General features: G+C 66.4%; 22 protein-coding genes and 1 pseudogene. 9 read left to right on the top strand and 14 right to left on the bottom strand.

Features of this window, described 5'->3' with window-relative positions; translation table 11 throughout:
- Positions 1–44: 44 nt before the first annotated feature.
- Positions 45–560 (top strand): J domain-containing protein, encoded by a 516-nt coding sequence (locus tag AAGA11_02375; GenBank protein ID MEM9601686.1) that lies wholly within the window; start codon positions 45–47, stop codon positions 558–560.
- Positions 561–588: 28 nt separating this feature from the next.
- Here the strand turns inward: AAGA11_02375 and AAGA11_02380 are convergent, their stop codons facing one another.
- Positions 589–1,974 (bottom strand): TIGR03013 family XrtA/PEP-CTERM system glycosyltransferase, encoded by a 1,386-nt coding sequence (locus AAGA11_02380; GenBank protein ID MEM9601687.1) that lies wholly within the window; start codon positions 1,972–1,974, stop codon positions 589–591.
- Positions 1,975–2,332: 358 nt separating this feature from the next.
- Between AAGA11_02380 and tviB the strand changes: the two genes are divergently transcribed.
- Together tviB and AAGA11_02390 are read left to right on the top strand one after the other, a co-directional pair.
- A complete protein-coding gene (gene tviB / locus AAGA11_02385) occupies positions 2,333–3,610 on the top strand; it encodes a Vi polysaccharide biosynthesis UDP-N-acetylglucosamine C-6 dehydrogenase TviB (protein MEM9601688.1) in 1,278 nt (425 codons plus the stop codon).
- A 21-nt stretch (positions 3,611–3,631) separates the two neighbouring features.
- Positions 3,632–4,639 carry an NAD-dependent epimerase gene (locus tag AAGA11_02390; protein MEM9601689.1) on the top strand — a complete coding sequence of 336 codons (1,008 nt, stop codon included), beginning with the start codon at positions 3,632–3,634 and terminating at the stop codon, positions 4,637–4,639.
- 27 nt (positions 4,640–4,666) lie between these two features.
- Here the strand turns inward: AAGA11_02390 and AAGA11_02395 are convergent, their stop codons facing one another.
- Positions 4,667–4,936 carry a GIY-YIG nuclease family protein gene (locus tag AAGA11_02395; GenBank protein ID MEM9601690.1) on the bottom strand — a complete coding sequence of 90 codons (270 nt, stop codon included), beginning with the start codon at positions 4,934–4,936 and terminating at the stop codon, positions 4,667–4,669.
- A 121-nt stretch (positions 4,937–5,057) separates the two neighbouring features.
- On the opposite strand from AAGA11_02395, the gene AAGA11_02400 reads away from it, so the two are divergent.
- On the top strand, positions 5,058–5,315 hold the full coding sequence (locus tag AAGA11_02400; GenBank protein ID MEM9601691.1) for a hypothetical protein: 258 nt from the start codon (positions 5,058–5,060) through the stop codon (positions 5,313–5,315).
- A gap of 11 nt (positions 5,316–5,326) precedes the next feature.
- Here the strand turns inward: AAGA11_02400 and nagZ are convergent, their stop codons facing one another.
- From nagZ to AAGA11_02445, 9 genes and pseudogenes are all read right to left on the bottom strand, one after another.
- On the bottom strand, positions 5,327–6,376 hold the full coding sequence (nagZ, locus tag AAGA11_02405; GenBank protein ID MEM9601692.1) for a beta-N-acetylhexosaminidase: 1,050 nt from the start codon (positions 6,374–6,376) through the stop codon (positions 5,327–5,329).
- Positions 6,373–6,797: pseudogene (gene ispF, locus AAGA11_02410) on the bottom strand (2-C-methyl-D-erythritol 2,4-cyclodiphosphate synthase). The gene nagZ and the pseudogene ispF overlap by 4 nt, the downstream one beginning before the upstream one ends.
- 144 nt (positions 6,798–6,941) lie before the next feature.
- On the bottom strand, positions 6,942–7,328 hold the full coding sequence (locus tag AAGA11_02415; protein ID MEM9601693.1) for a 2-C-methyl-D-erythritol 4-phosphate cytidylyltransferase: 387 nt from the start codon (positions 7,326–7,328) through the stop codon (positions 6,942–6,944).
- A gap of 141 nt (positions 7,329–7,469) precedes the next feature.
- The gene (gene ftsB / locus AAGA11_02420) at positions 7,470–7,760 is read right to left on the bottom strand and encodes a cell division protein FtsB (GenBank protein ID MEM9601694.1); all 291 of its coding nucleotides are present in this window, start codon (positions 7,758–7,760) and stop codon (positions 7,470–7,472) included.
- Between the two features lie 33 nt (positions 7,761–7,793).
- Positions 7,794–9,080 carry a phosphopyruvate hydratase gene (eno, locus tag AAGA11_02425; GenBank protein ID MEM9601695.1) on the bottom strand — a complete coding sequence of 429 codons (1,287 nt, stop codon included), beginning with the start codon at positions 9,078–9,080 and terminating at the stop codon, positions 7,794–7,796.
- Positions 9,081–9,156: 76 nt separating this feature from the next.
- The gene (kdsA, locus tag AAGA11_02430; protein MEM9601696.1) at positions 9,157–10,008 is read right to left on the bottom strand and encodes a 3-deoxy-8-phosphooctulonate synthase; all 852 of its coding nucleotides are present in this window, start codon (positions 10,006–10,008) and stop codon (positions 9,157–9,159) included.
- Positions 10,009–10,013: 5 nt separating this feature from the next.
- Complete coding sequence (locus AAGA11_02435; protein MEM9601697.1) at positions 10,014–11,654, bottom strand: CTP synthase; 1,641 nt, start codon at positions 11,652–11,654, stop codon at positions 10,014–10,016.
- A 61-nt stretch (positions 11,655–11,715) separates the two neighbouring features.
- Positions 11,716–13,047, bottom strand: coding sequence for a tRNA lysidine(34) synthetase TilS (tilS, locus tag AAGA11_02440; protein MEM9601698.1), 1,332 nt, complete (start codon positions 13,045–13,047; stop codon positions 11,716–11,718).
- The gene (locus AAGA11_02445) at positions 13,022–13,978 is read right to left on the bottom strand and encodes an acetyl-CoA carboxylase carboxyltransferase subunit alpha (protein ID MEM9601699.1); all 957 of its coding nucleotides are present in this window, start codon (positions 13,976–13,978) and stop codon (positions 13,022–13,024) included. Before AAGA11_02445 ends, tilS begins: the two co-directional genes overlap by 26 nt.
- Before the next feature lie 129 nt (positions 13,979–14,107).
- Between AAGA11_02445 and AAGA11_02450 the strand changes: the two genes are divergently transcribed.
- Positions 14,108–14,737: a hypothetical protein gene (locus tag AAGA11_02450; GenBank protein MEM9601700.1), complete on the top strand. Its 630-nt coding sequence runs from the start codon at positions 14,108–14,110 to the stop codon at positions 14,735–14,737.
- Between the two features lie 108 nt (positions 14,738–14,845).
- Positions 14,846–16,975, top strand: a complete 2,130-nt coding sequence (locus AAGA11_02455) for a hypothetical protein (protein ID MEM9601701.1) — start codon at positions 14,846–14,848, stop codon at positions 16,973–16,975.
- Here the strand turns inward: AAGA11_02455 and AAGA11_02460 are convergent.
- The 3 genes from AAGA11_02460 to AAGA11_02470 are packed head-to-tail and all read right to left on the bottom strand — an operon-like array spanning position 16,904 to position 19,799.
- The gene (locus tag AAGA11_02460; GenBank protein ID MEM9601702.1) at positions 16,904–17,128 is read right to left on the bottom strand and encodes a SlyX family protein; all 225 of its coding nucleotides are present in this window, start codon (positions 17,126–17,128) and stop codon (positions 16,904–16,906) included. The two genes, AAGA11_02455 and AAGA11_02460, sit on opposite strands and share 72 nt — an antisense overlap.
- Positions 17,119–17,838: a response regulator transcription factor gene (locus tag AAGA11_02465; protein ID MEM9601703.1), complete on the bottom strand. Its 720-nt coding sequence runs from the start codon at positions 17,836–17,838 to the stop codon at positions 17,119–17,121. Before AAGA11_02465 ends, AAGA11_02460 begins: the two co-directional genes overlap by 10 nt.
- Positions 17,835–19,799, bottom strand: coding sequence for a PAS-domain containing protein (locus AAGA11_02470; protein MEM9601704.1), 1,965 nt, complete (start codon positions 19,797–19,799; stop codon positions 17,835–17,837). Before AAGA11_02470 ends, AAGA11_02465 begins: the two co-directional genes overlap by 4 nt.
- Before the next feature lie 214 nt (positions 19,800–20,013).
- Here AAGA11_02470 and AAGA11_02475 point away from each other — a divergent pair, with 214 nt between their 5' ends.
- Genes AAGA11_02475 through AAGA11_02485 form a run of 3 tightly spaced genes read left to right on the top strand, consistent with a single transcriptional unit; the run spans position 20,014 to position 23,864 of the window.
- Positions 20,014–21,984 carry an AMP-binding protein gene (locus tag AAGA11_02475; protein ID MEM9601705.1) on the top strand — a complete coding sequence of 657 codons (1,971 nt, stop codon included), beginning with the start codon at positions 20,014–20,016 and terminating at the stop codon, positions 21,982–21,984.
- Positions 21,981–22,823 (top strand): ABC transporter ATP-binding protein, encoded by an 843-nt coding sequence (locus tag AAGA11_02480; GenBank protein MEM9601706.1) that lies wholly within the window; start codon positions 21,981–21,983, stop codon positions 22,821–22,823. The genes AAGA11_02475 and AAGA11_02480 overlap by 4 nt, the downstream gene beginning before the upstream one ends.
- Positions 22,824–22,862: 39 nt before the next feature.
- Positions 22,863–23,864 (top strand): branched-chain amino acid ABC transporter permease, encoded by a 1,002-nt coding sequence (locus AAGA11_02485; GenBank protein ID MEM9601707.1) that lies wholly within the window; start codon positions 22,863–22,865, stop codon positions 23,862–23,864.
- The last annotated feature ends 2 nt before the right edge of the window (positions 23,865–23,866 follow it).

Here is a 23,866-nt window from a genome sequence, read left to right on the forward strand (position 1 = left end):
AGGCTAACGGTCACCACCGGACTTCCACTCTCGAATTCGACAGCATGCGCGACCAATTCGACACGGCGTTCAAGCACCTTCACCTGGAACCCAACACGGACCGGGATCGGATTCGGCGTGCCTACAAGCGCCGTGTGCAGCAACTGCACCCCGATCGCGCCGGCGAAAACGCGAGCCCGCAAAAGCAGCAGGAATTCCAGGACGTATTAAACGCATACAAATTGCTCGACGATGCCCTCAAATCGGGAAAACTGTCTGTTACGCACGCTGAGACGCCCGAACCCGAGAGCCGTTCCAGCGCACCCAGGGATGCGCCCGAGGGCCCGGCCGAGCGTCACCCGGAAAACCGGCGGCACGCCGCCAGCGAAACCTTCTACCAAACGAGCAAACCCGCGAGCGCGCTGAAGTTCATCTCGGTTGTCGTGTCCGTGGTGGGACTCTTCGTGTTCACCTTGCTCGCGATCGCCGCGTGGCAGAAGGCCAACACCACGCCCCGACAATGGGATGCAAACGTCCACGAGCAGCGGGCGCAGGGCTCGGACAGCGCAAACCGCCCCTGACCGCGCGAGCCCGAAGAGCGCACGCAGTTTAGCGCGCACCTTTTCCCAACAGCACGACCTCAACGGTTTGTAACAAAATAAACAGGTCCAGGAACAAACTGCGGTTCTTGACGTAGTAGAGGTCGAATTCGTGTTTGCACCGGGCGTCGTCGATGGAGGCGCCGTAGGGGTAGCTCACCTGGGCCCAGCCAGTGACACCGGGTTTAACCTGGTGCCGCTCGGCGTAATACGGAATCGTCTGCTTCAACTCCTCGACAAACGCAGGCCGCTCCGGTCTCGGTCCGACCAGGCTCATGTCGCCTTTGAACACGTTCAGAATCTGCGGCAGCTCGTCGATGCGCAGCGCGCGGATGACGCGGCCCACCCGGGTCACTCGGTCGTCCTGCGCGCTAGCCCAAATGGCCTGGCCGGCGGCCTCGGCGTCGACACGCATACTGCGGAACTTGAGCACGTCGATCAGCTGGCCGCCGAAGCCGACGCGCTCCTGCCGATAGAAGATCGGCGCACGCGGCCCGCTTTCGATCAGGATCGCGATCCCGGTCAACACCATCACAGGCAAGCTGATCAGCAACAACACGCCGCTCGCGAGCAGGTCCACGGCACGCTTCGCGGCATCCCACGCGCGGCCGGATTGAAACCCACCGGCGTAGATGAACCAGCTCGGCCGCACCAGATTGAGCGGCAGAAAGCCGGCCTCGCGCTCGAAGAAGGAAATCAGTTCGATCACATCAATGCCCGCCAGGCGGCATTCGATCAGCTGGTCCGAGGGCAAGTTTTCGCGTTGATCGTTCAACGCCAGAACCAGTTCATGGACACCGTGCTGGCGGCAATAGTGCAGCAGCGAGGGCGGTGGCGTGATCACGTTATCGCGCTCGACCAGAACGCTGCTGGCGCCCTCGATATTGAGGTAATGAATGATCTCGAAGCCGCGCCGATCGGCCCGCCGCTTGAGCCGGCGGTCGATGGTCGCGGCGTCTTCACCGCAGCCCAACACCGCCACCCGACGCTTGAGGTTCTTGCGCTCGACAATCGGCAGATACAGCGGGCGCAGCGTGCCGATGACGAAAAAGGAGATGGTCATCGCGATGGCCGTGACCCCGCGGCCAAGGTAGGCAGACGGCACAATGTAGTAGAAGAGCGCCAACGCGACGCCGCCGGCGACGAAGCCCAGCGCGATCCGCAACAGCACTCCGAGCGCCCCGCCACGGAAGTGAGACTGGTACAAACCGAAGCTCACCAGCGAGAAGGTCATGATCGCGCCAAACGCGGTTGTAGAGAGCAGCGGGGAGTCGAATTGCTCCGAGATGGTTGCGGCGTCGCCCACGAAGCGCACCGTGACAGCCATGATCACAGCGAGCATGCAAATGAGGAACTCGAGTAACCAGAAGAGCACGAACGGTGCCCGAATGGTCATACCCGACACCCGCACTGAGATCACGCTTCCCTACCCCTTCGCGCTGAAAAACTTGGACAACTTGGTCACATTGTATCGAGTGCGTAGCCACAAAGTGTGACGTCACTCACACCCTGCCGGATTGGGGGTGTTTCGACCGCGCAACACGACCGGTGCACGCTCCGTACCGATCTAAACTTGAACATTCAATGGACGCTAACAAGTTTCAGACCCGTTAACGCGCCTCAGCGGCGTCGCAGTGGAAGCTAACGCTGCTGCAACACCCACCCGGCGTCGAGCAACTCCGTTTTCTTTGGCACCCACTCGCCGACGTGTGACGTCCAACGCACACAGGACTGTAAGGACACCCAAAACCATGATCGACCGTGTCAGCGACGCAAAAATTGCAATAATCGGCTTGGGTTACGTGGGCTTGCCGCTCGCCGTGGAGTTCGGCAAGCAGTACCCGACGACTGGCTTTGACATCTCCGCCGAGCGCGTGGCCGAGCTCGAACGCGGCATCGATCGCACGCTCGAAGTCGAATCCGCCGAGCTCGCAACCAGCACGCAGCTGCGCTACACATCGGACCCGGCCGACCTCGCCGACAGCACGGTCTACATCGTGACCGTCCCGACCCCCATCGACAGCGCGAACCAACCCGACCTGACTCCGCTGACCCGGGCGAGTGAAACCCTCGGCCGCGTGCTCAAGCGCGGCGACATCGTGATCTACGAGTCGACCGTCTACCCCGGTGCGACGGAGGAACACTGTGTGCCGGTGCTCGAACGCGAGTCCGGCCTGGTCTACCAGACCGACTTCCATTGCGGGTACAGCCCGGAGCGGATCAACCCGGGCGACAAGGCCCACCGCGTGACGAATATCCTCAAGGTCACGTCAGGGTCCTCAGCCGAAGTGGCAGACACCGTCGACGCGCTCTACCGCAGCGTGATTCCGGCTGGCACGCACAAGGCCCCGAGCATCCGCGTCGCCGAAGCGGCGAAAGTCATCGAAAACACCCAGCGCGATGTCAACATCGCGCTGATCAACGAGCTCGCGCTGATTTTCAACAAGCTCGGTATCGACACCGAGGACGTGCTCGCCGCCGCCGGCACCAAGTGGAACTTCCTGCCGTTTAAGCCCGGTTTGGTGGGCGGGCACTGCATCAGCGTCGACCCCTACTACCTGACCCACAAAGCCCAGGAGATCGGCTACCACCCGGCGGTGATCCTCGCCGGTCGCCGCATCAACGACGGCATGGGCCAACACATCGCCGAGCAAGTGGTGAAAACCATGGCTGGCAAGGGCATTGGTGCCGTTGCCGCCAAGGTGCTGATCTTGGGCCTGGCATTCAAGGAAGACTGCCCGGACCTGCGCAACACACGCGTGGTCGACATCGTCGCCGCGCTCGAAGAGTACGGCGCACAGACCGACGTGCACGACCCCTGGGTCGACGCGGCGGAGGCCCGTCACGATTACGGCATCGACCTCCTCGACACACCGGCCACCGCGCACTACGACGCCATCGTGCTGGCGGTGGGACACCGCCGCTTTGCCGAGTTGGGGGCGCCCGGTATCCGTGCTCACGGCAAACCCAATCACGTGCTGTACGACGTGAAATCGCTGCTGCCCCGCGAACACGTCGACGCGCGCCTCTAACCCCACTTCCCCGGATACACCATGAAAGTTCTGATCACCGGCAGCGCCGGCTTCATCGGCTCACACCTCGCCCACGTGCTGCTCGACCGCGGCGATGAAGTCGTCGGCATCGACAATGTGAATGACTACTACGATCCCGCGTTGAAGGAAGCCCGGCTCAGCCGGATATTCGGCAAGCCCGGTTTCACCGAGGTTCGTGCGAGTCTCGAGGACCGCGAGGCGGTGGAGCGCTGCTTTGCCGAACACCGGCCCGACCGCGTGGTTAACCTCGCGGCCCAGGCCGGGGTGCGGTACTCGCTGGAAAACCCGCACGCGTACATCGACGCCAACGTCGTCGGCTTCCTCAACATCCTCGAGGGCTGCCGCCACCACGGCGTGGAGCACCTGGTGTACGCCTCGACCAGCAGCGTGTACGGGGCACACACAAACATGCCGTTCTCGGTGCACGAGCACGTCGACCACCCGGTCAGCCTGTACGCAGCAACCAAGAAATCCAATGAGCTCATGGCCCACACCTACGCTCATCTGTTCGGATTGCCGGTCACGGGCCTGCGGTTCTTCACCGTCTACGGTCCGTGGGGTCGGCCTGACATGGCGCTGTTCCTGTTCACGCGAAAAATCCTCGCCGGCGAACCGATCGACGTCTTCAACTACGGCAAGCACAAACGCGATTTCACCTACGTGGACGACATCGTCGAGGGGGTGAAACGGGCCCTGGACAACGTCGCCACGCCGAACGACGCGTGGCAGGGTGATGCCCCGGATTCCGCCACCAGCAGCGCGCCCTACCGCATCTACAACATCGGCAACAACAGCCCGGTGGAGCTCGAGCGTTACATTGCCGTGCTCGAAGACAAGCTCGGTATCGAGGCGAAGCGCAACCTGCTGCCGCTGCAACCGGGCGACGTGCCGGACACCTACGCCGACGTCAGCGACCTGGTGCGGGACGTCGGCTACAAACCGGACACACCGATCGAAGTCGGTATCGGCAACTTTGTCGAGTGGTACCGCGACTACTATCGGGTCTAGGTCGCCGCCACACCCTGTCAGCCGGCGCTAGCGCGGTGCTGCGAGGCTCAGCAGCACCGCCGCGCGGTCAGGCGCCGACCGCCACAGCGCCTGCTTGGCGTGCGGCGCCAGCGTCTTGATCCGACGCTCGACGCTGAGCGCCTCTGCGCGGGTGCGCATCGGGGCCTGCCAGCGCAGCGTCAATCGCGCACAACCGCGTAGACAGCGCGCACCGCGGCCCGCGGTGTGGGCGGCAAAGCGCTTGCCCACATCGGTCGACACGCCGGTATACAGGTGACCGCGGTCGGTTTCGAGCATGTACACCCACCAGGTTTTCCCCGCCGGACCAGGCGTGTGTGCGGACTCATGCATGCCCATTGCGAATCATTCTCGTTTAGCCTACCATCGCGCCTAAACAGGTTTTAGTACACTGCCGGTCATGAGCCAAGACGACACTGCAGCCCACCTGCGCCTCGCCCGGCGCCTGATCCGTGTCTACGCCCACGCCCCGGACAACGACACGGCGAGCGACGTCGCGGACGCGTTCGAACGCTGCCTTGATTGCCCGCTGAAGTCCCTGCGCCTGCGGTGCTGCCTGCGTCGCGAAGCAAAGCGCTGGCGCGCACTGAGCGACCGGTGTGACAGTGCGCACGACGCGCCGCCTGACGCGCCGCCCCCGCCCCTGACGCTGCACTGACAGCACCGGCGCTAGGGCGTCGCCGCGCTCTCCTGCCAGGCACGGTCAAGCGTCTGGATACGCGCGGCGTCGCCCACGTGAACGTTCGCCGCCCGACTCGCCGAGCGCTGCCGCAGTGCGTCGACGCGCCGCGCGCGGGCGTCCTGCTCGCCGACATCCCGCAACCCGTCCAACAGCGTGGCGACGGCCCCAGGTCGTTGACAGCTGAGGATCAGATCACAGCCCGCCGCGAGCGCAGCCTCGGCCGAGGCGACAATGCCTCCGGGCATGGCCGCCGCTGCCATGCTGAGGTCGTCGCTGATGATCAGTCCGGCAAAACCCAATTGCTGCCGCAGGACGCCCTGCAGCCACCGTCGAGAGAAGCCCACTGGTCGGTCATCGATCGCCGAAAAGCAGACGTGGGCGGGCAACACACCGTCAATTCCCGCGCGCACCAGGGCCTCGAAGGGCGCCGCATCGCGCTCACGCAGCGTGTCCCAGGGACGGGGGTCCACGGCCTGTGCCGTGTGAGTGTCCTCGACGACCCCACCGTGACCGGGGAAATGCTTCGCCACCGCACCGAGTCCGCCGGACTGGATGCCCTGAACGACGGCGGCCGCCAGCGCCGTGGTCACGGCCGGATCCGCCGAGAAGGCGCGGCTGCCAATCACCGAACCGCCGCCCTGAAGATCGACCACCGGCGCGAGATTGACATCGACACCGACCGCAGCAAGCTCCTGCGCCATGACGCGGCCAACCGCGGCGGCGGTCGCAATCGCTTCGTCCGGGTCACGGCCGTGGAGCCAACCCAGGGCCGCCGCGGGCGGCAACGCGCTGAAACCGTCGCGAAAGCGTTGCACGCGTCCACCCTCGTGGTCGACCAACACCAGCGGGTGCACGCCATGGGCGGCACGGCAGTCTGCGATCAGGGCCCGCAGCTGCGCCGGATCCGCGTAATTGTGCCGAAACAGGATCACCCCGCCGACCAGTGGATGCGCAAGCATGTCGCGCTCCTCCGCGCTCAGTTCGAGCCCGACAGGGTCGAACGCGAGCGGCCCACGCCCAGCTCGGCGCGCGATCACGCAGCCGGTTCGCGCAGGGTCACGACGGCAAACGCCGAAATGCCCCCGGCGCGTCCGCTGAAACCGAGCCGGTTGCTGGTGGTGGCCTTGACAGTGACAGAGCGCCGATCAAGGCCGAGGCCTGCCGCCACGGTCACCGCCATCGTCTCGGTGTGCGGCGCGCGCGTGGGCGCCTTGGCAGCCACGGAGACGTCGGCGTTGTGGCATGCCAGGCGACGTCTGCCACGCGGTCGACAACCGAGCGCAACAGCATGCGGCTGTCTGCGCCACGCCACTGCGGATCGGTGTCGGGCACATGCTGGCTGATGTCACCAAGCGCCGCAGCGCCGAGGACCGCGTCGGCCAGGGCGTGCACGGCTTTGTCACCGTCGCTGTGGGCCACGAATCCCGGGTGAAACGGCACGCGCACGCCGCAGAGCATCGGGTGATCGCCCGGGCCGAGGGCCTGCACGTCAAAACGGTGTCCTGCGCGAATCACCGAGCGCCTCCTGCGGGTTCGTCGGTTTGATGCTCGAGCATAGACGCTGCCAGCGCGAGGTCGCCGGGCCGCGTGACCGGGATGTTGTCATCCCGGCCCGCCACCACCAACACCCGGTGACCGGCCCGTTCCATCGCCGAGGTATCGTCGCTCACCGCCACGCCGTCGCGCCTCGTCAACCCGCCTGATCGTGCCGCGCACGGGCGACGCGGGCGTACCGCCGTCGGCGTCCGATTCACGCACGGCCTGCAGAAGCCGCTGCACACCGGCGAGCGCGACGCACGGGCACTCGGCGTCGTGCACCAACACCCAGCTCGTCGCAGGCTGGTCAGCCAGCGCATCGAGCAGGGCCAACACCGAGCTTGCCCGATCGACGCCACCCGAGACCGTCTCGACCCCCGGCCACCGGCGCACAACGGTGCCCGGGTCGTTCGGCGCAAAGGCCACCAGCGTGCGTTCGACGCCGCGGGGCAACGCGTGGTGTGCTCGAGGGTGTGGGCGATGACCGTGCTGCCGCGCAACGCGGCGCACTGTTCGGGGCGTTCCCCGCCGGTTCGGGCACCGTGTCCCGCAGCGAGGATCAGCGCGATCACGGGTTCAAGGCGAGGCGTCGCGTCACTCACCCGACGCGGCGGTGTCGTCCAGGAGCTGAAAGAACACTTCGTCTTCGCGGATCATACCGAGTTCGGTGCGGGCGATCTCCTCGACTGCATCGAGCCCGGATTTGAGATCGTTGACCTCGGCGAACAGCGCGCGATTGCGTTCGACCAGGCGCTGCGTCTCCTGCCGCTTGTCGTCAATCTGGTCGCGCAGCTGCCACACTTCCTGGACGCTGCCCTGCCCGAACCAAAGCTTGTATTGCAAGCCTGCAATCAGGGCCAGGGCGATGAAGGTCATGGCGCGCACGGGCGTCAACTCGTCAGTTCCACTCGGCGCACATTATGCCAGTTTCTGCCGGAACGCGCCTGCGCCCGGGTATTGCGCGCGGCCACCGAGCGCCTGCTCGATGCGCAGCAACTGGTTGTACTTGGCGATCCGGTCCGAGCGTGACAGCGACCCGGTCTTGATCTGCTTGCTCGAGGTGGCCACGGCGAGGTCCGCAATGGTCGCGTCCTCGGTCTCACCTGAGCGGTGCGAGGTCACCGAGGTGTAGCCCGCGGCGTGCGCCGTGTCGATCGCGTCGAGCGTTTCGGTCAAGGTGCCGATCTGGTTGACCTTGATCAGAATGGAGTTCGCGACACCTTCGTCGATCCCCCGCTTGAGGATGCGGGTGTTGGTGACGAAGAGGTCGTCACCAACGAGCTGGACCGTGTCGCCGATCGCGTCGGTCAACACTTTCCAACCGCCCCAGTCCGATTCGTCCATGCCGTCCTCGATCGAGATGATCGGGTACTGGCGCGTCCAACCGGCGAGGAACTCGGCGAACGCCTCCGGGGTGAACTGCTTTCCCTCGCCCGCCAAGTCGTAGACGCCGTCGCGGTAGAACTCCGAACTCGCCGCGTCCAGCGCCAGGTAGACCTCCCGGCCGATCGCGTAGCCCGCTTTTTCGACCGCATCGAGGATCGCCTCGATGGCCGCTTCGTTGGAACTGAGGTTGGGCGCAAAGCCCCCCTCATCGCCGACCGCGGTGTTCAGACCGCGCGACGACAGCACGGACTTGAGCGCGTGAAAGATCTCGGCGCCGCAGCGTAACGCCTCGGAGAAGCTGTCGACTCCGACCGGCATGACCATGAATTCCTGGAGGTCGACGTTGTTGTCCGCGTGCGCACCGCCATTGATGATGTTCATCATCGGCACCGGCAGGTGCACCGCCCCGTCGCCGCCGAGGTGGTGGTAGAGCATGCGGCCGGCGTCGCGGGCCGCAGCCTGGGCGTTGGCCAGCGAAACGGCCAGCAGCGCGTTGGCGCCCAGTCGGCCCTTGTTGTCGGTGCCGTCGAGCGCGATCATGGCGTTGTCGAGCCCGGCCTGGTCATCGGCGTCGTGGCCCGCGAGTCGTGTGGCGATTTCACCGTTGACGTTCGCGACCGCCTGGCGCACGCCCTTGCCGAGGTACCGCGTGGCGTCACCGTCCCGCAGCTCGATCGCCTCGCGGGACCCGGTCGAGGCGCCAGAGGGCACCGCTGCCCGACCAACGACTCCGTTGGCGAGCGTGACATCCGCCTCCACCGTCGGGTTACCCCGAGAGTCCATGATTTCGCGGGCCTCGATCCGGGCGATGTCAGTCATGTCAGCAGTCCAGTCAGTGGGTCGTCGTCAGTCAAAGGTGTGGCAGCAGCAGCAAGGTTCGTGACAGGGCAGCGGGTCACGCCAGGGGATCCGCCAGCAGCGCCGCTTCCGCGAGTGGCCGGGATTTCACCACCGCATCGAGCTCGAGCAGTTGCTCGACCAACGCAGGCATCGCCGCCAGAGGCCACGCGTTGGGACCGTCGCAGAGTGCCCTGTCCGGATCCGGGTGGGTTTCCATGAATACCCCCGACACACCGGCCGCCACGGCAGCACGCGCCAACACCGGTACAAACTGGCGTTCGCCACCGCTCGCGCCGCCGAGGCCGCCCGGCAGCTGCACCGAGTGGGTCGCGTCAAACACCACCGGACACGCGGTGTCCCGCATGATGGCAAGCGCACGCATGTCAGACACCAGGTTGTTGTAGCCGAAACTCACGCCACGCTCACAGACCATGATCTGCGCGTTGCCCGTCTCGTGCGCCTTGTCAACCACGTTGCGCATGTCGGCGGGCGCAAGAAACTGCCCTTTCTTGATGTTGACGGGTTTGCCGGTGGCGGCGACACGCCGAATGAAATTGGTCTGCCGACAGAGGAAGGCCGGTGTCTGCAGCACGTCGACGACACTCGCAACCTCGTCGAGCGGCGTGTCCTCGTGGACGTCCGTGAGCACCGGCAACCCGGTCTCCTGCCGAACACGCTCGAGAATGCGCAGTCCCTCGGCGACACCCGGCCCGCGGTACGAGGACGCCGACGAGCGGTTCGCCTTGTCAAAACTCGATTTGTAGATCAGGTGGCAACCCAGGCGCGCAGCAAGCTCGCGCAGGGTCTCGGCCGTGGAGAGCGCCAGGCTCTCGGATTCGATCACACAGGGCCCGGCAATGAAGAACAACGCTTCAGCCAGGCCAACCGGTTTGCCGCACAGCTCCATTGCCCTCACCCGCGGTTGTGTTGTTGGGCGTGGCGCAGCGCGGCGCTCACGTAGCCCGTGAACAGCGGGTGGCCGTCGAGCGGGTTGGACGTGTATTCGGGGTGGAACTGGCAGGCGATGAACCAGGGGTGGTCGGGCAGTTCGATCATCTCGACCAGCGGTTCCTCGTCGTCACTGACCGACGAGACGATCAGGCCGGCCGCCCTGATGCGCTCGAGGTAGTCGTTGTTGACTTCGTAACGGTGGCGGTGCCGCTCGACGATGTGCGCTGCCCCGTAGGTTTCGCGCGAGCGCGAGCCTTCGAGCATTTTGCACGTCTGGCCCCCGAGGCGCATCGTGCCGCCGAGGTCCGAGGCGGCGGAACGCGTTTCCGTCTCACCGGAGCGGGACTGCCACTCGGTGACCAGCGCCACCACGGGGTACGGCGTGTCCGGATCGAATTCGGTGCTGTTGGCGTCGTTGAGTCGGGCGCACTGGCGCGCGAAGTCGATCACGGCGACCTGCATGCCAAGGCAGATGCCGAGGTACGGCACCTGTTGCTCGCGCGCGTACTGCGCTGCGCGGATCTTGCCTTCAACGCCGCGGGTACCGAAGCCCCCCGGCACCAGAATCGCGTCGAGGCCATCGAGCACGGAGAGGTCGTCTCGCTCGATGGCTTCGGAATCGATGTAACGGATGTCCACACGGCAGCGCGTGTGAATGCCCGCGTGGCTCAACGCCTCGATCAGCGACTTGTAGCTCTCGGTCAGCTCCATGTACTTGCCAACCATGCCGATGACAACCCGGAACTCCGGGTTGCGTTGCGCGGCGACCACCTCGTGCCAGCGCGTGAGATCGGCTTCGGGCGTTTCGAGTCGAAACTGATCGACCACCAGTTTGTCGAGCCCTTCCCCGGCCATCCGTGCCGGCATGTCGTAGATGCAGTCGACGTCCCGCGCCTCGATCACCGCACGCTCGAGCACGTTGGTGAACAGCGCAATCTTCTTGCGGTCATCGGCCTGGATGGGGCGATCGCACCGGCACAAGAGTACGTCGGGCTGAATGCCGATCGAGCGCATTTCCTTGACCGAGTGCTGGGTGGGCTTGGTTTTCACTTCGCCTGCCGTCGCGATGTACGGCAACAGCGTGAGGTGCATGAAAAGCGCAGATTCCGGCCCGAGCTCGGCCCGCATCTGGCGAATCGCTTCGAGAAACGGCAGCGACTCGATGTCACCGACCGTGCCACCGATTTCGACCAGGCAGACATCAGCCGAGCCCGCACCGGCGCGGATCAGGCGTTTGATCTCGTCCGTGATGTGCGGGATGACCTGCACGGTTTTGCCGAGGTAGTCCCCGCGGCGTTCAGCGCGGATCACGTTCTCGTAGACGCGCCCGGTGGTGAACGTGCTGGCCTGACTGGTCTTGAAATTGACGAAGCGCTCGTAGTGACCCAGATCGAGATCGGTCTCAGCACCGTCCTCGGTGACAAACACCTCACCGTGCTGGTAGGGGCTCATCGTGCCCGGGTCGACGTTGATGTACGGGTCGAGTTTCATCATGCTGACCCGCAGGCCACGGGCCTCGAGCAAGGCGCCAAGTGCGGCGGACGCGAGGCCTTTGCCAAGCGACGACACCACGCCGCCGGTGACGAACACGTATCGAGTCATGGGAGGTAGGAGAGGCCCAAAGCGCAGTGGTCGCAATGGCATTGCAGGTTACCACAGCCCGCTAAGTCGCTCCAACGAAATCAGCCCGCCTGAAGGCGTGGTCGACGCCGAGCTGCTCGACCCAGGCGAGCTCGCCGTCGATATACAAGTACGGCAAGGCCGGGCGCTGCCACGCCGGCACGCCAACGGCGTTGAGCAGCTTCTTGACCCGGGCTCGTGACCGGCGCGGCGGCTTGAGCAAGGCACTGCCGCACGCGAAGCGGACCTGCCAGCGCCGGTGCAGGTGAGCGCGATCGAGCCCGTCGGCGAGCACCGTGTCGGCGTGCAACACCTGCCCGGTGGGCAAGGCCAGTGGTTGCGAGGGGTCGGACCACTCGAGGGAGGCACCGGTGTCGAAGACCGGGACATCCGGCGCCGCGTGCAGTCGTCCCCGGTGCCGCCGCACCGTGAGGCCGCCCACCCGCAGCGCCGGCTGCGCATCCGCACGGGCCCCGGCGACTTCCGTGCGCAACCGGTCGAGGGTCGCGCGCGACGGCACCGGCACCCCGTTCCGGTTGAGCCAGCGGTGGAGCAGCGTGCGCGCGTGCGCGGGCGACGCCCGCGCGAGCAACGCCACTGACACTGTTTCAGCCGCCCCGTCTTGCGCGAGCAGCCCGTCCGCGTGCTGATCGAGCACCAGCGCAGCATCGTCGAAGTTGGCCGCCGCGGTGCCGATCGAGCGCGACAGTGACGGCCACCGCGCGCGCAGCTGGGGCAGCACGCACTGGCGCAGGAAGTTCCGGTCAAAGCGCGGGTCGGCGTTGCTCGGGTCTTCGACCCAGGCGAGGCCCTCGGCCTGCGCGACCGCCGCTATCTCGTCGGCTGTGACGCTCAGCCACGGTCGCCAGAGCACACCCGAGCCAAGCGGCCGCGTCGCTGGAATGCCGGCTGCCCCGTGCGCGCCACTGCCGCGCAGCAACCGCAGCAGCACCGTCTCGGCCTGGTCGTCGGCGTGGTGCGCTTGCAGCAACACCGCGCCCGGGGGCAGGTGATCGGCGAAGGCGCGGTAGCGCGCTGCACGAGCCGCCGCCTCGAGCCCCTGCCCGTCCGGCTGCACCGCGACCGCAAGGACCGTGCATTCCACGCCGAGTTCGGCGCAGACGGCCTCGCAGTGCACCGCCCAGTGCCCCGCCGCCGGCTGCAAGCCGTGGTTGATGTGCAGGGCCGACACAGCCGTGGCGGAGGACGCGAAACACGCGACGACCGAGGTCAGCAAGGTGTGGGAATCCCGGCCTCCGCTGTAGGCCACGACAACCCTGTCGGCGTCTGGCCAGTGCTGCGGCAGGCGCCCGATCAGGGCGCGCAGCCGCGCGGCGAGGGCCTCGGTGTCAGCCGTCGAACTGCCCGTAGCCACGCAACCTAGCCCGGCGACGGGTGATGAGTTCCTCGATGGGCATGTCGACGAGATCGTCGAGGTTGCGCACCAGCGAGGCCCGCAAGGCGTTGCTCGCACCGTCAAAATCGCGGTGTGCGCCGCCAAGCGGTTCCTCGATGATCTCGTCGATGAGATCGAGTTCCTTGAGGCGACCCGAGGTGATGCCAAGCGCGGTTGCCGCGTCGCCGGCTTTCTCGGCACTCTTCCAGAGGATCGATGCACAGCCTTCGGGCGAGATCACCGAGTAGGTGCTGTACTGCATCATGTTGACGCGGTCGGCCACGCCGATCGCGAGCGCACCGCCCGAGCCGCCCTCGCCAATGACCGTGGCGACGATCGGCACCTTGAGTTCGCTCATGACGAAGAGGTTGCGGGCGATGGCCTCGGACTGGTTGCGCTCCTCGGCCTGCACGCCCGGGTACGCACCGGTGGTGTCGATCAGGGTCACGACCGGCAGCGCGAAGCGCTCGGCCATTTCCATCACACGCAGCGCCTTGCGGTAGCCCTCGGGTTTGGGCATGCCGAAATTGCGCCGCAGTTTTTCCTTGGTGTCCCGACCCTTCTGCTGGCCGATGATGGCGACCGAGCGGCCCTCGAGGCGACCGATGCCGCAGACCATGGCCTCGTCGTCGGCGAAGTGCCGATCGCCGTGCAGCTCGTGGAAATCGGTGAAGACCGACTGGATGTAGTCGAGCGCGTAGGGGCGCAAGGGGTGCCGCGCCAACTGCGACACCTGCCAGGGCGTGAGCTTGCCGAAAATGCCCTCGGTGAGCGTCACGAGCTTGCCCTGCAAGCGGGTGATCTCCTCGTTGAGATTGATGTCCACGTCGGCTGTGGCGATCTTGAGCTCGCGGATCTTGGCGTCGAGCTCGGCGATCGGTTGCTCAAATTCGAGAAAATTCGGATTCATGCTTCAATTGTACCGTGCGGTTGACACCGTGTCCGCTGCACACGCGATTTCCGCCCGCGTGGCGGAGTGCCCGAGACCACAGCGCGTGCGCCCGCCGGCGTGCGCGGCCGACCAGGAATCCCCACACCCTTGAACCGAGCCAGTGCCAAGCCCGACCCGGGCACCGTTCACCGTCCGATCCTGTGTGCCTGCCTGCTGTTTCTGGGCGCGCTCGCCACCCTGCCCGTCCGCGCCGAGCAACCCGGGCTCACGCACGGCCGCCTCGCGACATCGGCGGCCATCTCCCCGAGGAGCGTTGAACTCGGCGCGCGCTACGCAAGGGATTTCAGTTACCTTGGCGCGCGCTACAACGCGCGCGTGAGCGACCGTACCACGGCGTTCATCGACCTCGGGTCGACCCGCTTTGACGGCGCATCCCCGGCCAAGACCGTCGGTGCCGGCGCATACTACTACTGGGGTCCGATCAACCACTGGCTGGATTTCGCCGCCCGGGCCGCTGTGCACCACATCGCCGGCCGCAGCGACACCACCTTTCTCGGCTTCGACGCACTCTTCAGCAGCGTACACCTGCAGGCGCTGCCGGCCCGGTGGCAGTGGTACGCCAGCGTCGGCCTGTACCGGCCGCTGAACCGCAGCGACTCGCCCAAGTTGGGCTTGTCACTCGGGCTGGTCAAGCCCACATCGCGAGGCCAGGTCTTTGTTGGCTACGACGCCGACGATGCCGCTGTCGCCGCCGGCTATCGGCTGCGCTGGGACTGATTCCCTGGCACGGTCGGGGCGCCGTACGGGCGACCTGTGTGGTCCGGTGACGCGCGGTCCGAGGCTTGCATGAGGTGCTGTGCGCGCTGAGCGCTTTCGAGACCGATCATGCAGCCTTCACACCTGCTCGCGGCCCGCTGTGTCGGGCTTCTTTTCGCGGCCCTGGCCCACCTCGCCAGTGCGTCGCCCACCCCGCCCCCCGACCAACAGGCTGCACTGCAGGCGTTGTACACCGCGACGTCCGGCGCCGACTGGGTTGACGCCGACGGCTGGTCCGCCAGCGAGACGATCGCCTGCGACGCGACCGGCATCACCTGTGACGCAAACGGCAACGTGCTTGAGATCTTTCTCGTCGACAACGGCCTGAACGGCCCCCTGCCGTCGAGCTTGCCGGCCCTGCGCACGTTGCGCGGACTGGTGCTCAACCGTAACAGCCTCACCGGCACGGTGCCGACACAGTGGGCCGACTTCGAGACGCTGCAGCTGCTGTCCTTGCGCGACAACGCGCTCGAGGGGGCACTGCCGACCGGGCTGGCCGAGGTTGAGTCCCTCAAGGTGCTGGATCTCTGCCACAACCACTTCAGCGGTGAGGTGCCCTTGGCCTACTACGGGATGCCGGCGCTCAACACGCTGGCGCTGTGCCACAACCGGCTGTCGGGCACCCTGCCCGCCGGTTTGCGCACCGGGGAGCTCGTCGATCTCGACCTCAGCCACAACCAACTGAGCGGTACGTTGCCCGTCACACTGTTCGACGCGCCGTCGCTCTGGCGACTCCACCTGGCGGGCAACGGGTTCACCGGGGCACTGCCACAGCCGAGCGCAGCAGACCCGGCCGTGGTGGACATCGACCTCTCCGACAACGCTCTGTCCGGTGAGCTCGAAGACACCTGGGCGCGCTTTGCCAACCTCACATTCCTGCGGCTGGCCCGCAACCGTTTCGAGGGCGCGGTCCCGACCGCGCTCGGTCATCTCGACACCCTTCGACGCCTCGATCTCGCCGGCAACCGCCTGGTCGGCACCCTGCCCGCCGCGCTGGCAGCCCACCCGGTCCTGCTGGCTGCGACGCGGTCCGGCGATCCGTCGATCGCGCTCGACTGGAACGCCGTGGCGCTCGATGGCGTCGACCCGGACTGGGTCGACGCCATCGGCATCGACCGCACTCGCCTGGTCCGCCCGGTGAGCGGCGTCCGGGTGGTGGAGACGGCAGACGGCGGCTGGCAGGTGAGTTGGCAGCCAGCTCCGCTGTCCGGCAACCTGACGGGCCACTACCGGGTCGAGACAGCGCTGGGCGACACCGTGGCTGAAACCGCGTCGCTCGACGCTGCACGCGCCACGGTGCCGGCGAGCGCGGCGGTCGATCCGGCCGGCCTGCGCGTGGTCACGGTGGTGCCGACACACGCACTCAACCCCAACACGGTCCTGAGCGCCGGCGCACGCCCGGGAGACAGCACCACCGCGCGGTGGGCGCCGCCTGAGACCGTGAACCACCCGGCCAACTTCGGCCCCTACGACAGGGCGGACTGGACACAACGTCCGGCGGGCACCACGCTTCGAGTCGCCTCGGTCGCCACGCCAGCGCTCTTCCACGTGCCGCCGCACATCGACGCTGACGGGCGCCTGCAGTTCACGCCGTCGGGAACCCCGGGCCGAAGCCGCGTCACGGTTGACGCGCTGGACGCCAACGGCCGCTACCAGGCGAGCTTCGACATCGTGATCGGTCCGGCAGCCAACCGCGCACCGAGCTTTGTCGCCGGCCCGGACCTCACCGTGCTGCAAAGCGGCCAGATGCAGGTTGTCGAGTGGGCCTCGGCGCTCGACGACGGCGACGGCGGCACGCAGTCGATGCGCTTCGTGATCGACACCGAGCAGGCGGACTGGTTTGCCTTCGCACCCGACCTCAGCGTGCCATCGGGCACCTTCCGGTTTCGCGTCAACGCCGGTCGGACCGGCGAGATCACACTCCGCATTCGGCTGCGCGACGACGGTGGCACCGACAACGGCGGGTCCGATGAGAGTGCCGAGCACACACTGCGCATCACGGTGACCGAGGACGCCTCTGCGGTGGCCGGCAGCGGCCTGTCGTCAGATGGCACCGTCGGGTCGGGCGGTGGTGCGCTGGGTCTGTTGACGCTGTGGTGGGCCACAGGGCTCGTGGCGGCACGACGCTCAGTAGTGCGGCGGCACCTCGTGCCCGGTCGACTCCGCGGCGGTGCCGCCCGCCGACAGCTGCTCGCGTAGACGCTCGGTCAACACGCGCAATTTCTCCTCCAGGCGCGTGATAGCGATCGCCTGTTCGGCGATCGCGGCGTTCAGCGTGTCGATCGTCTGGTCCTGCCAGGCCACTCGGCTCTCGAGCTCATCGAGCCGTTGCTCGCGCGCATCTATTCCCACATCACCTCCCCGACAAACACATAGCCACCACCGTAGATTGTCTTGATCGTCTTCGGGTCGCGCGGGTCGTCATCCAGCTTGGTGCGCAGGCGCGACACGCGCACGTCGATCGAGCGGTCGAAGTTCTCGGTTAGGCTGCCGCCGATCGCCTCCTGGATCTGGGCGCGGCTCAGGAGCTGGTTCGGGCGCTCGAGAAACACGTTCAGCACCGATGCCTCGGCTTGACTGAGTGTCTGGGTGCGACCGCCACGGTGGGCAATTTCATAGGTCGCGAGGTTCGCCACCCACTCACCAAAGCGCACCCGCCGCGCGCGGTCGGATCGCTGCTCACCCGCACGTGCACTTGCGCGCCGCAGAATCGCACGCACCCGCGCCACCACTTCAATGGGGTCGAAGGGTTTGATGACATAGTCGTCTGCGCCAAGCTCGAGGCCGGCGACCCGGTCCTGCACCTGTGCGCGCCCGGAGACAATCAGTATTGCCGCGTCGGATTGCCGCGACACCGTGTTGACCAGCGCCAGGCCATCGTGATCAGGCAAGCCGAGGTCGACGATGCAGACCGCGGGCGCGTGCACCTTGAGCCAGCCGAGGAAGGGCCGCCCGCTGTGGAACACCGCCGTGGACATGTCGGCTTCGGCAAAGGCGTCGGCAAGCAATCGGCAGACGACGGGTTCGTCGTCGACAATGGCCACCTGGATGTCGGTCTTCACGGCGAGAGCGGTTCCGCGATCTGGCGCAGCGCGCGCGCCAACTGGTAGGTGTCAAAGGGCTTGGCCAACACGAGGCCGAGTTCGGCGGCCTGCCCGTGCAAACCGTGGTGCGCGGGCAGCGCCGTCATGATACAGATCGGCGGCGCGCTGTCACCGCGGGCCGCATGCACCCGCTGCACCAGGTCCAGACCGGTGTCCGTACCGCCCAGTTGCAAGTCCGACACAATCGCAGCTATTGCCACCACGCCGGTCAGCTGCACGGCCTCGTCGGCGCTCGCCGCCTCGAGGACCTGACAGCCGATGTCCTGCAACTGCTGGCGAACGTTCTCGCGGATCTCCGGATCGTCGTCGACCAGCAACACCACACCGCCTACAGGCGGTTGCACCGCGACCGGGTCCGGCAGGCGAATGCGCACCCGCGCGCCCGCCGTCGCGCCGCCGTCAACGACGTTTTCCAACAACACCCGCCCACCGGACAGGCTGGCGAAATCGAACACCATCGACAGTCCGAGACCCGAGCCGAGCGTGGCTGCCTTGGTCGTGAAAAAGGGTTCGAGCGCGTGCGCCAGCGCGGCGTCGCTGAAGCCCGGACCGTTGTCCCGCACGCTGAACTCGAGCCCGCCCTCGCGGGTGCGTCGAACCTGCAGGTGGATGTCGCCCGGCTGTTCGGCGATCACATCACGCGCGTTGAGCACGAGGTTCAGCAGCGAGTCCAGCAAGTAGCCCGGGTCGAGGCGCGCACGCGACACGCCCGGGTCGATGTCGGTCACGAGGCGAATGTGGGCCGGCAGCAACGGCCCGACCAGGCGAACCAGCTGTACGACAGCGGCCGGCACGTCCGTGACCTCCGGCGCCAGGGTCCGCGGCGCGGCAATGCCACTGAGGCGATCGAGCAGTTCGCCGCCGCGCCGCGCCGCCAGGTGCACGTCCTCGAGCAGGGAACGGGCCTCCGGCGGCAGCCCGGGCATACGCGCAAGCTGGCCCTGAGCGCCGAGTATCACGGTGAGCAGGTTGGCGAAATCGTGCGCAAGGCCACTGCTCAACTGGGCCGCGAGTTCGCGGCGGCGCGTCTGCGCGACTTCGGCGCGGGCACGCGCCTCGCGCGTGACGTCCATCGTCAACACGAACACGCCAGACACCTCGCCGGACGCGTCTACGTCCGGTGTGAAGGCGCAGCGCACACGGTGGGTGCCCTCGTCGAGGGCAAACTCGAACACGCTCTCCTCGCCCCCGAGTGCCTTCACCAGACGGGGCTGAATCGCGTTGTAGGCCTCCGGCACCAGCACGTCCTGGCAGCGACGGCCGACGATCTCGCGGTCCAGGCCCGCGCTCAAACCGGCAATAGAGTGCAAGCGCCGATTCGAGTAGGTGTAGCGTTGATCGCGGCTGACCCGGGCGATGTGGGCAGGCAGCATCTCGGTTGTGGCGCGGATGCGCGCCTCGGACGCGGTGAGCTCACGCTGGGTCTGTTGCAGCGCAACGACCGACGCCTCGAGCTCGCGGTTGGCGCGGGCCAGCGCCTCAGAGCGCGACAACAGCGCCTCAGAGAGCGAATCCGAGCGCGATTTCAGCATGGACTCCGAACGACGGATGTCGGTGATGTCGGTGTACACGGTCACCCACCCGCCCTGCCGCAGGGGGTGCCCCTCAATCGACACGAACTGTCCATTCGGCCGCTGGCGCTCGAAATAATGGGGCTCGAAGGCCCGCGCCTGTGCCTCTCGGCTCGCGAGGTAGCCCTCGAGATCGGCGATGTCGCCGTACTCGCCGCGGCTGGCGAGCAGCCGCAAGGTGTCACCGAAGCCGGCACCCGCCCGACCCAGGTGCTCGGGCAGATCGAACATCTCGAGAAAGCGGCGGTTGCAGACCACGAGCCGCAGGTCGCGGTCGTAGATGCTCAGCGCCTGCTGGATCAGGTTCAGGCCGGCCAGCGTGAAGTCGAGCGTGTCGCCCGTGTCCACGCCCACTCGATTCTGTGGGCCTTGCAACATTTCGATAGAACTCGGAAAAACTCTCGCAACGAAGAGGATGTATAGTGCAGCCTCTTCGACGCCCGCCAGCTGGCCGCGCGACCGTGTTGCGCTGGCACCGGCCCGCGGACGTCGATTCGATACTACGCCGCTTCGCGTGCGGGCACCCGACCCGTGTGCAGCAGACGATACGGAGACGGGGCGCTTGGCCAGCCGACAACTCGACACCCACCTGAACACCGTGCCTCAGTTGCTGGCGCGCAACGTCCACCAGCACGGCGACCGGCCGGCCTACCGCTTCAAGGAGCTCGGCATCTGGCAGAGCTGGACGTGGACCGAAGTCGCCGCGGAGATCGACGGCATGGCCCTCGGTCTGGTCGACCTCGGGCTCGAGGTCGGCGACCACGTTGCGATCATCGGGCGCAACAACCCGGTGCTCTACTGGGCCATGGTGGCCGTGCAATGCGCGGGCGGCGTGCCGGTCCCGGTGTACCAGGACAGCGTGGCCGAGGAGATGGCCTACGTGCTCGAGCACTGCAACGCCCGCTTCGCGTTCGCCGAAAACCAGGAACAGGTCGACAAGGTCATGGAGGTGGCGGACAAGCTGCCAGGGCTCGACACCCTGATCTTTGTCGACCCGCGTGGCCTGCGAAAATACGACCGCTCGAAGCTCCGGGATTTTCGTGCGCTGCAGCAGGCCGGTCGCGACAACCGCGAGACCACCGCACCCGAACTCGAACGCCGGTTGCAGGAGCAGGACGGCGACACCACCTGCGTGATGCTCTACACCTCCGGGACCACCGGCCGCCCCAAGGGTGTGGTGTTGTCCAACCACAACGTCATCGAGGCCTCCCGGCTGTCGGTCGAATTCGACGGGCTCGACCACACCGACTCGGTGTTGGCCTACCTACCGATGGCCTGGGTCGGCGACTTCGTGTTTTCGATCGGCCAAGCCTACTACACCGGCTTTTGCGTGAACTGCCCGGAGAGCCCGGACACCATGCAGGCCGACTTGCGTGAGATCGGTCCAAGCTACTTCTTCGCGCCGCCACGCTACTTCGAGGGCCTGCTGACCTCCGTGCAGATCCGCATGGAGGACGCGAGCCGACTCAAGCGCTGGTTGTTCAATGCGGTGATGGAGCACGCACGGTCTGTCGGCCCCGCCCTGCTCGACGGCCGGTCCGTGGGGCTGTTGGACCGCATCAAATACCGGCTCGGCAACGGACTCGTGATCGGCCCGTTGAAGAACACCCTTGGTATGAGCCGCGTGCGCCTGGGGTACACCGCCGGGGAAGCGATCGGGCCCGAGATATTCGATTTCTACCGCGCGCTCGGCATCAACCTCAAGCAGCTCTACGGCCAGACCGAGGCGACGGTGTTCGTCACCATTCAACCCGACGGCGAAGTGCGTGCCGACACCGTCGGCGTGCCCGCGCCCGGCGTGGAACTGCGCATCGACGACAACGGCGAAGTGCACTACCGCTCACCGGGCACTTTTGTGGAGTACTACAAGAACCCCGAATCCACCGCCAGCACCAAAGACAGCGAGGGCTGGGTCGCAACCGGCGACGCGGGCTTCATCGAAGCCGACAGCGGTCACCTCCGCATCATCGACCGCGCGAAGGACGTCGGCAAGACGGCCTCCGGTGCGCTGTTCGCACCGAAGTACGTCGAGAACAAGCTGAAGTTCTACCCCGACATCCTCGAGGCTGTCGTGTTCGGCGCCGACCGTGACCAGTGCACCGCCTTCATCAACATCGACCTGACCGCCGTCGGCAACTGGGCCGAGCGCAACAACGTCGCCTACGCCTCCTACCAGGAACTGGCAGGCCACCCGCGCGTGGCCGAGATCATCAGCCAGCACGTCGAGGCCGTGAACCGGTCACTGGCCGAAGACGACATGCTGTCCGGCTGTCAGATTCACCGTTTCCTGATCCTGCACAAGGAACTCGACCCCGACGACGGCGAGATCACCCGCACCCGCAAGGTGCGCCGGCGCGTGATCGAGGAGCGCTACGCCACGCTGCTCGACGCGCTCTACGGTGACGTCGAGACCGTGCACGTCGAAACCGAGGTGACCTACGAAGACGGTCGCAAGGGATCGATCGCGGCCGACATCACGCTGCACAACGCGACGACGCACGCTGTGCGTGCCCCGGTGGAGAGCGCCGCATGACCGCCGCCAACGCCACGCCGTCGGCAGACACCCGCCCCGACACCACCCCCGACGGCCGCCCGCTCGGCGACACGCTGATGGAGATGCGCAACATCACCCTGCGCTTCGGCGGCGTGGTTGCAATCAAGGACATCACCTTCGACATCCGCGAAGGTGAGATCCGCGCCATCATCGGTCCGAACGGCGCCGGCAAGTCGTCGATGCTGAACGTCATCAACGGCTTCTACCACCCGCAGGAGGGCGAGATCTGGTTCCGCGGCGAGCGCCGCAAGCCGATGAAGCCGCACCAGATTGCCCACCAGGGCATCGCGCGCACCTTCCAGAACATCGCCCTGTTCAAGGGCATGAGCACGCTCGACAACATCATGACCGGCCGCTTCACCCACATGCACGCGAGCCTGTTGTCGCAGGTCATCTGGCACGGCAAGGCGGCGCGCGAAGAGGACGAGAACCGCGCCAAGGTCGAGCGCATCATCGATTTCCTCGAAATCCAGGCGATCCGCAAGACCCCGGTCGGGCGCCTGCCCTACGGCCTGCAAAAGCGGGTCGAGCTCGGCCGCGCCCTGGTCGCCGAGCCGAAGTTGCTCCTGCTAGACGAGCCGATGGCCGGCATGAACGTCGAGGAAAAGGAAGACATGTCGCGTTTCATCCTCGACGTGAACGAGGAGTTCGGCACCACCATCGCGCTGATCGAACACGACATGGGCGTGGTCATGGACATCTCGGACCGCGTCGTGGTGCTCGACTACGGACGCAAGATCGGCGACGGCACGCCCGACGAGGTGCGCAACAACCAGGCGGTGATCGACGCCTACCTCGGGGTGCCCAGCGATGACTGAGGTTTACCGCACCGCCACCGTGACCCGAGGACGCGCCTGATGTCGCCCGATTTTCTCTACACCATCGAAGTCATCATCAACGGCCTGATGACCGGGGTCATGTACGCGCTGGTCGCGCTCGGCTTCGTGCTCATCTTCAAGTCGTCCGGCATCTTCAACTACGCCCAGGGCGTGATGGCGCTGTTCGCCGCGATGACCCTGGTGGGCTTCCAGACCGGGCAGATCCCCTTCTCGCACCTGATCAACGCCATCTTCGGCACCAGCCTGCACCACTTCGGCTGGCACATCCCGGCGGTGGTGGCGATCCTCATGACCCTGCTCGTGATGATCGCGTTTGCCTGGCTGGTCGAACGCTACGTGCTCTCGCACCTGGTCAACCAGGAACCGATCATCCTGTTCATGGCGACCATCGGTCTCGCCTACTTCATGGAAGGCTTCGGCGACCTCATGTGGGGCGCCGAGATCAAGAAACTGGACGTCGGCATTCCCTCCGGCGGGTCGTTCTGGATCGAGGATGTGACCGCCACCTGGGCCGCCGAGGGCAGCAACTTCTACGGCTGGTACATTGACAAGCTCGACATCACGGCCGCCATCGTCGCCATCGTGCTCGTCGTCACGCTCACCCTGTTCAGCCAGTACACCGCGACCGGCCGCGCGCTGCGCGCGGTGGCCGACGACCACCAGGCCGCGTTGTCGGTCGGTATCAGCCTGCGCGCGATCTGGGTCATCGTCTGGTCGATCGCCGGTTTCGTCGCACTCGTCGCGGGCATCATGTGGGGCGCCAAATCCGGCGTGCAGTTTTCGCTCTCGCTGATCGCGCTCAAGGCCCTGCCGGTGTTGATGCTCGGCGGGTTCACCTCGATACCCGGCGCGATCGTTGGCGGCCTGATCATCGGCGTCGGCGAGAAGCTCTTCGAGTACGCGATCGGCCCGATGATCGGCGGTGCCACCGAGAACTGGTTTGCCTACGTGCTGGCCCTGGTCTTCCTCGTGTTCAGGCCGCAGGGCCTGTTCGGCGAAAAAATCATCGAGAGGGTCTGAGC

Source organism: Pseudomonadota bacterium, assembly GCA_039196715.1.
Classification (GTDB): Bacteria; Pseudomonadota; Gammaproteobacteria; order CALCKW01; family CALCKW01; genus CALCKW01.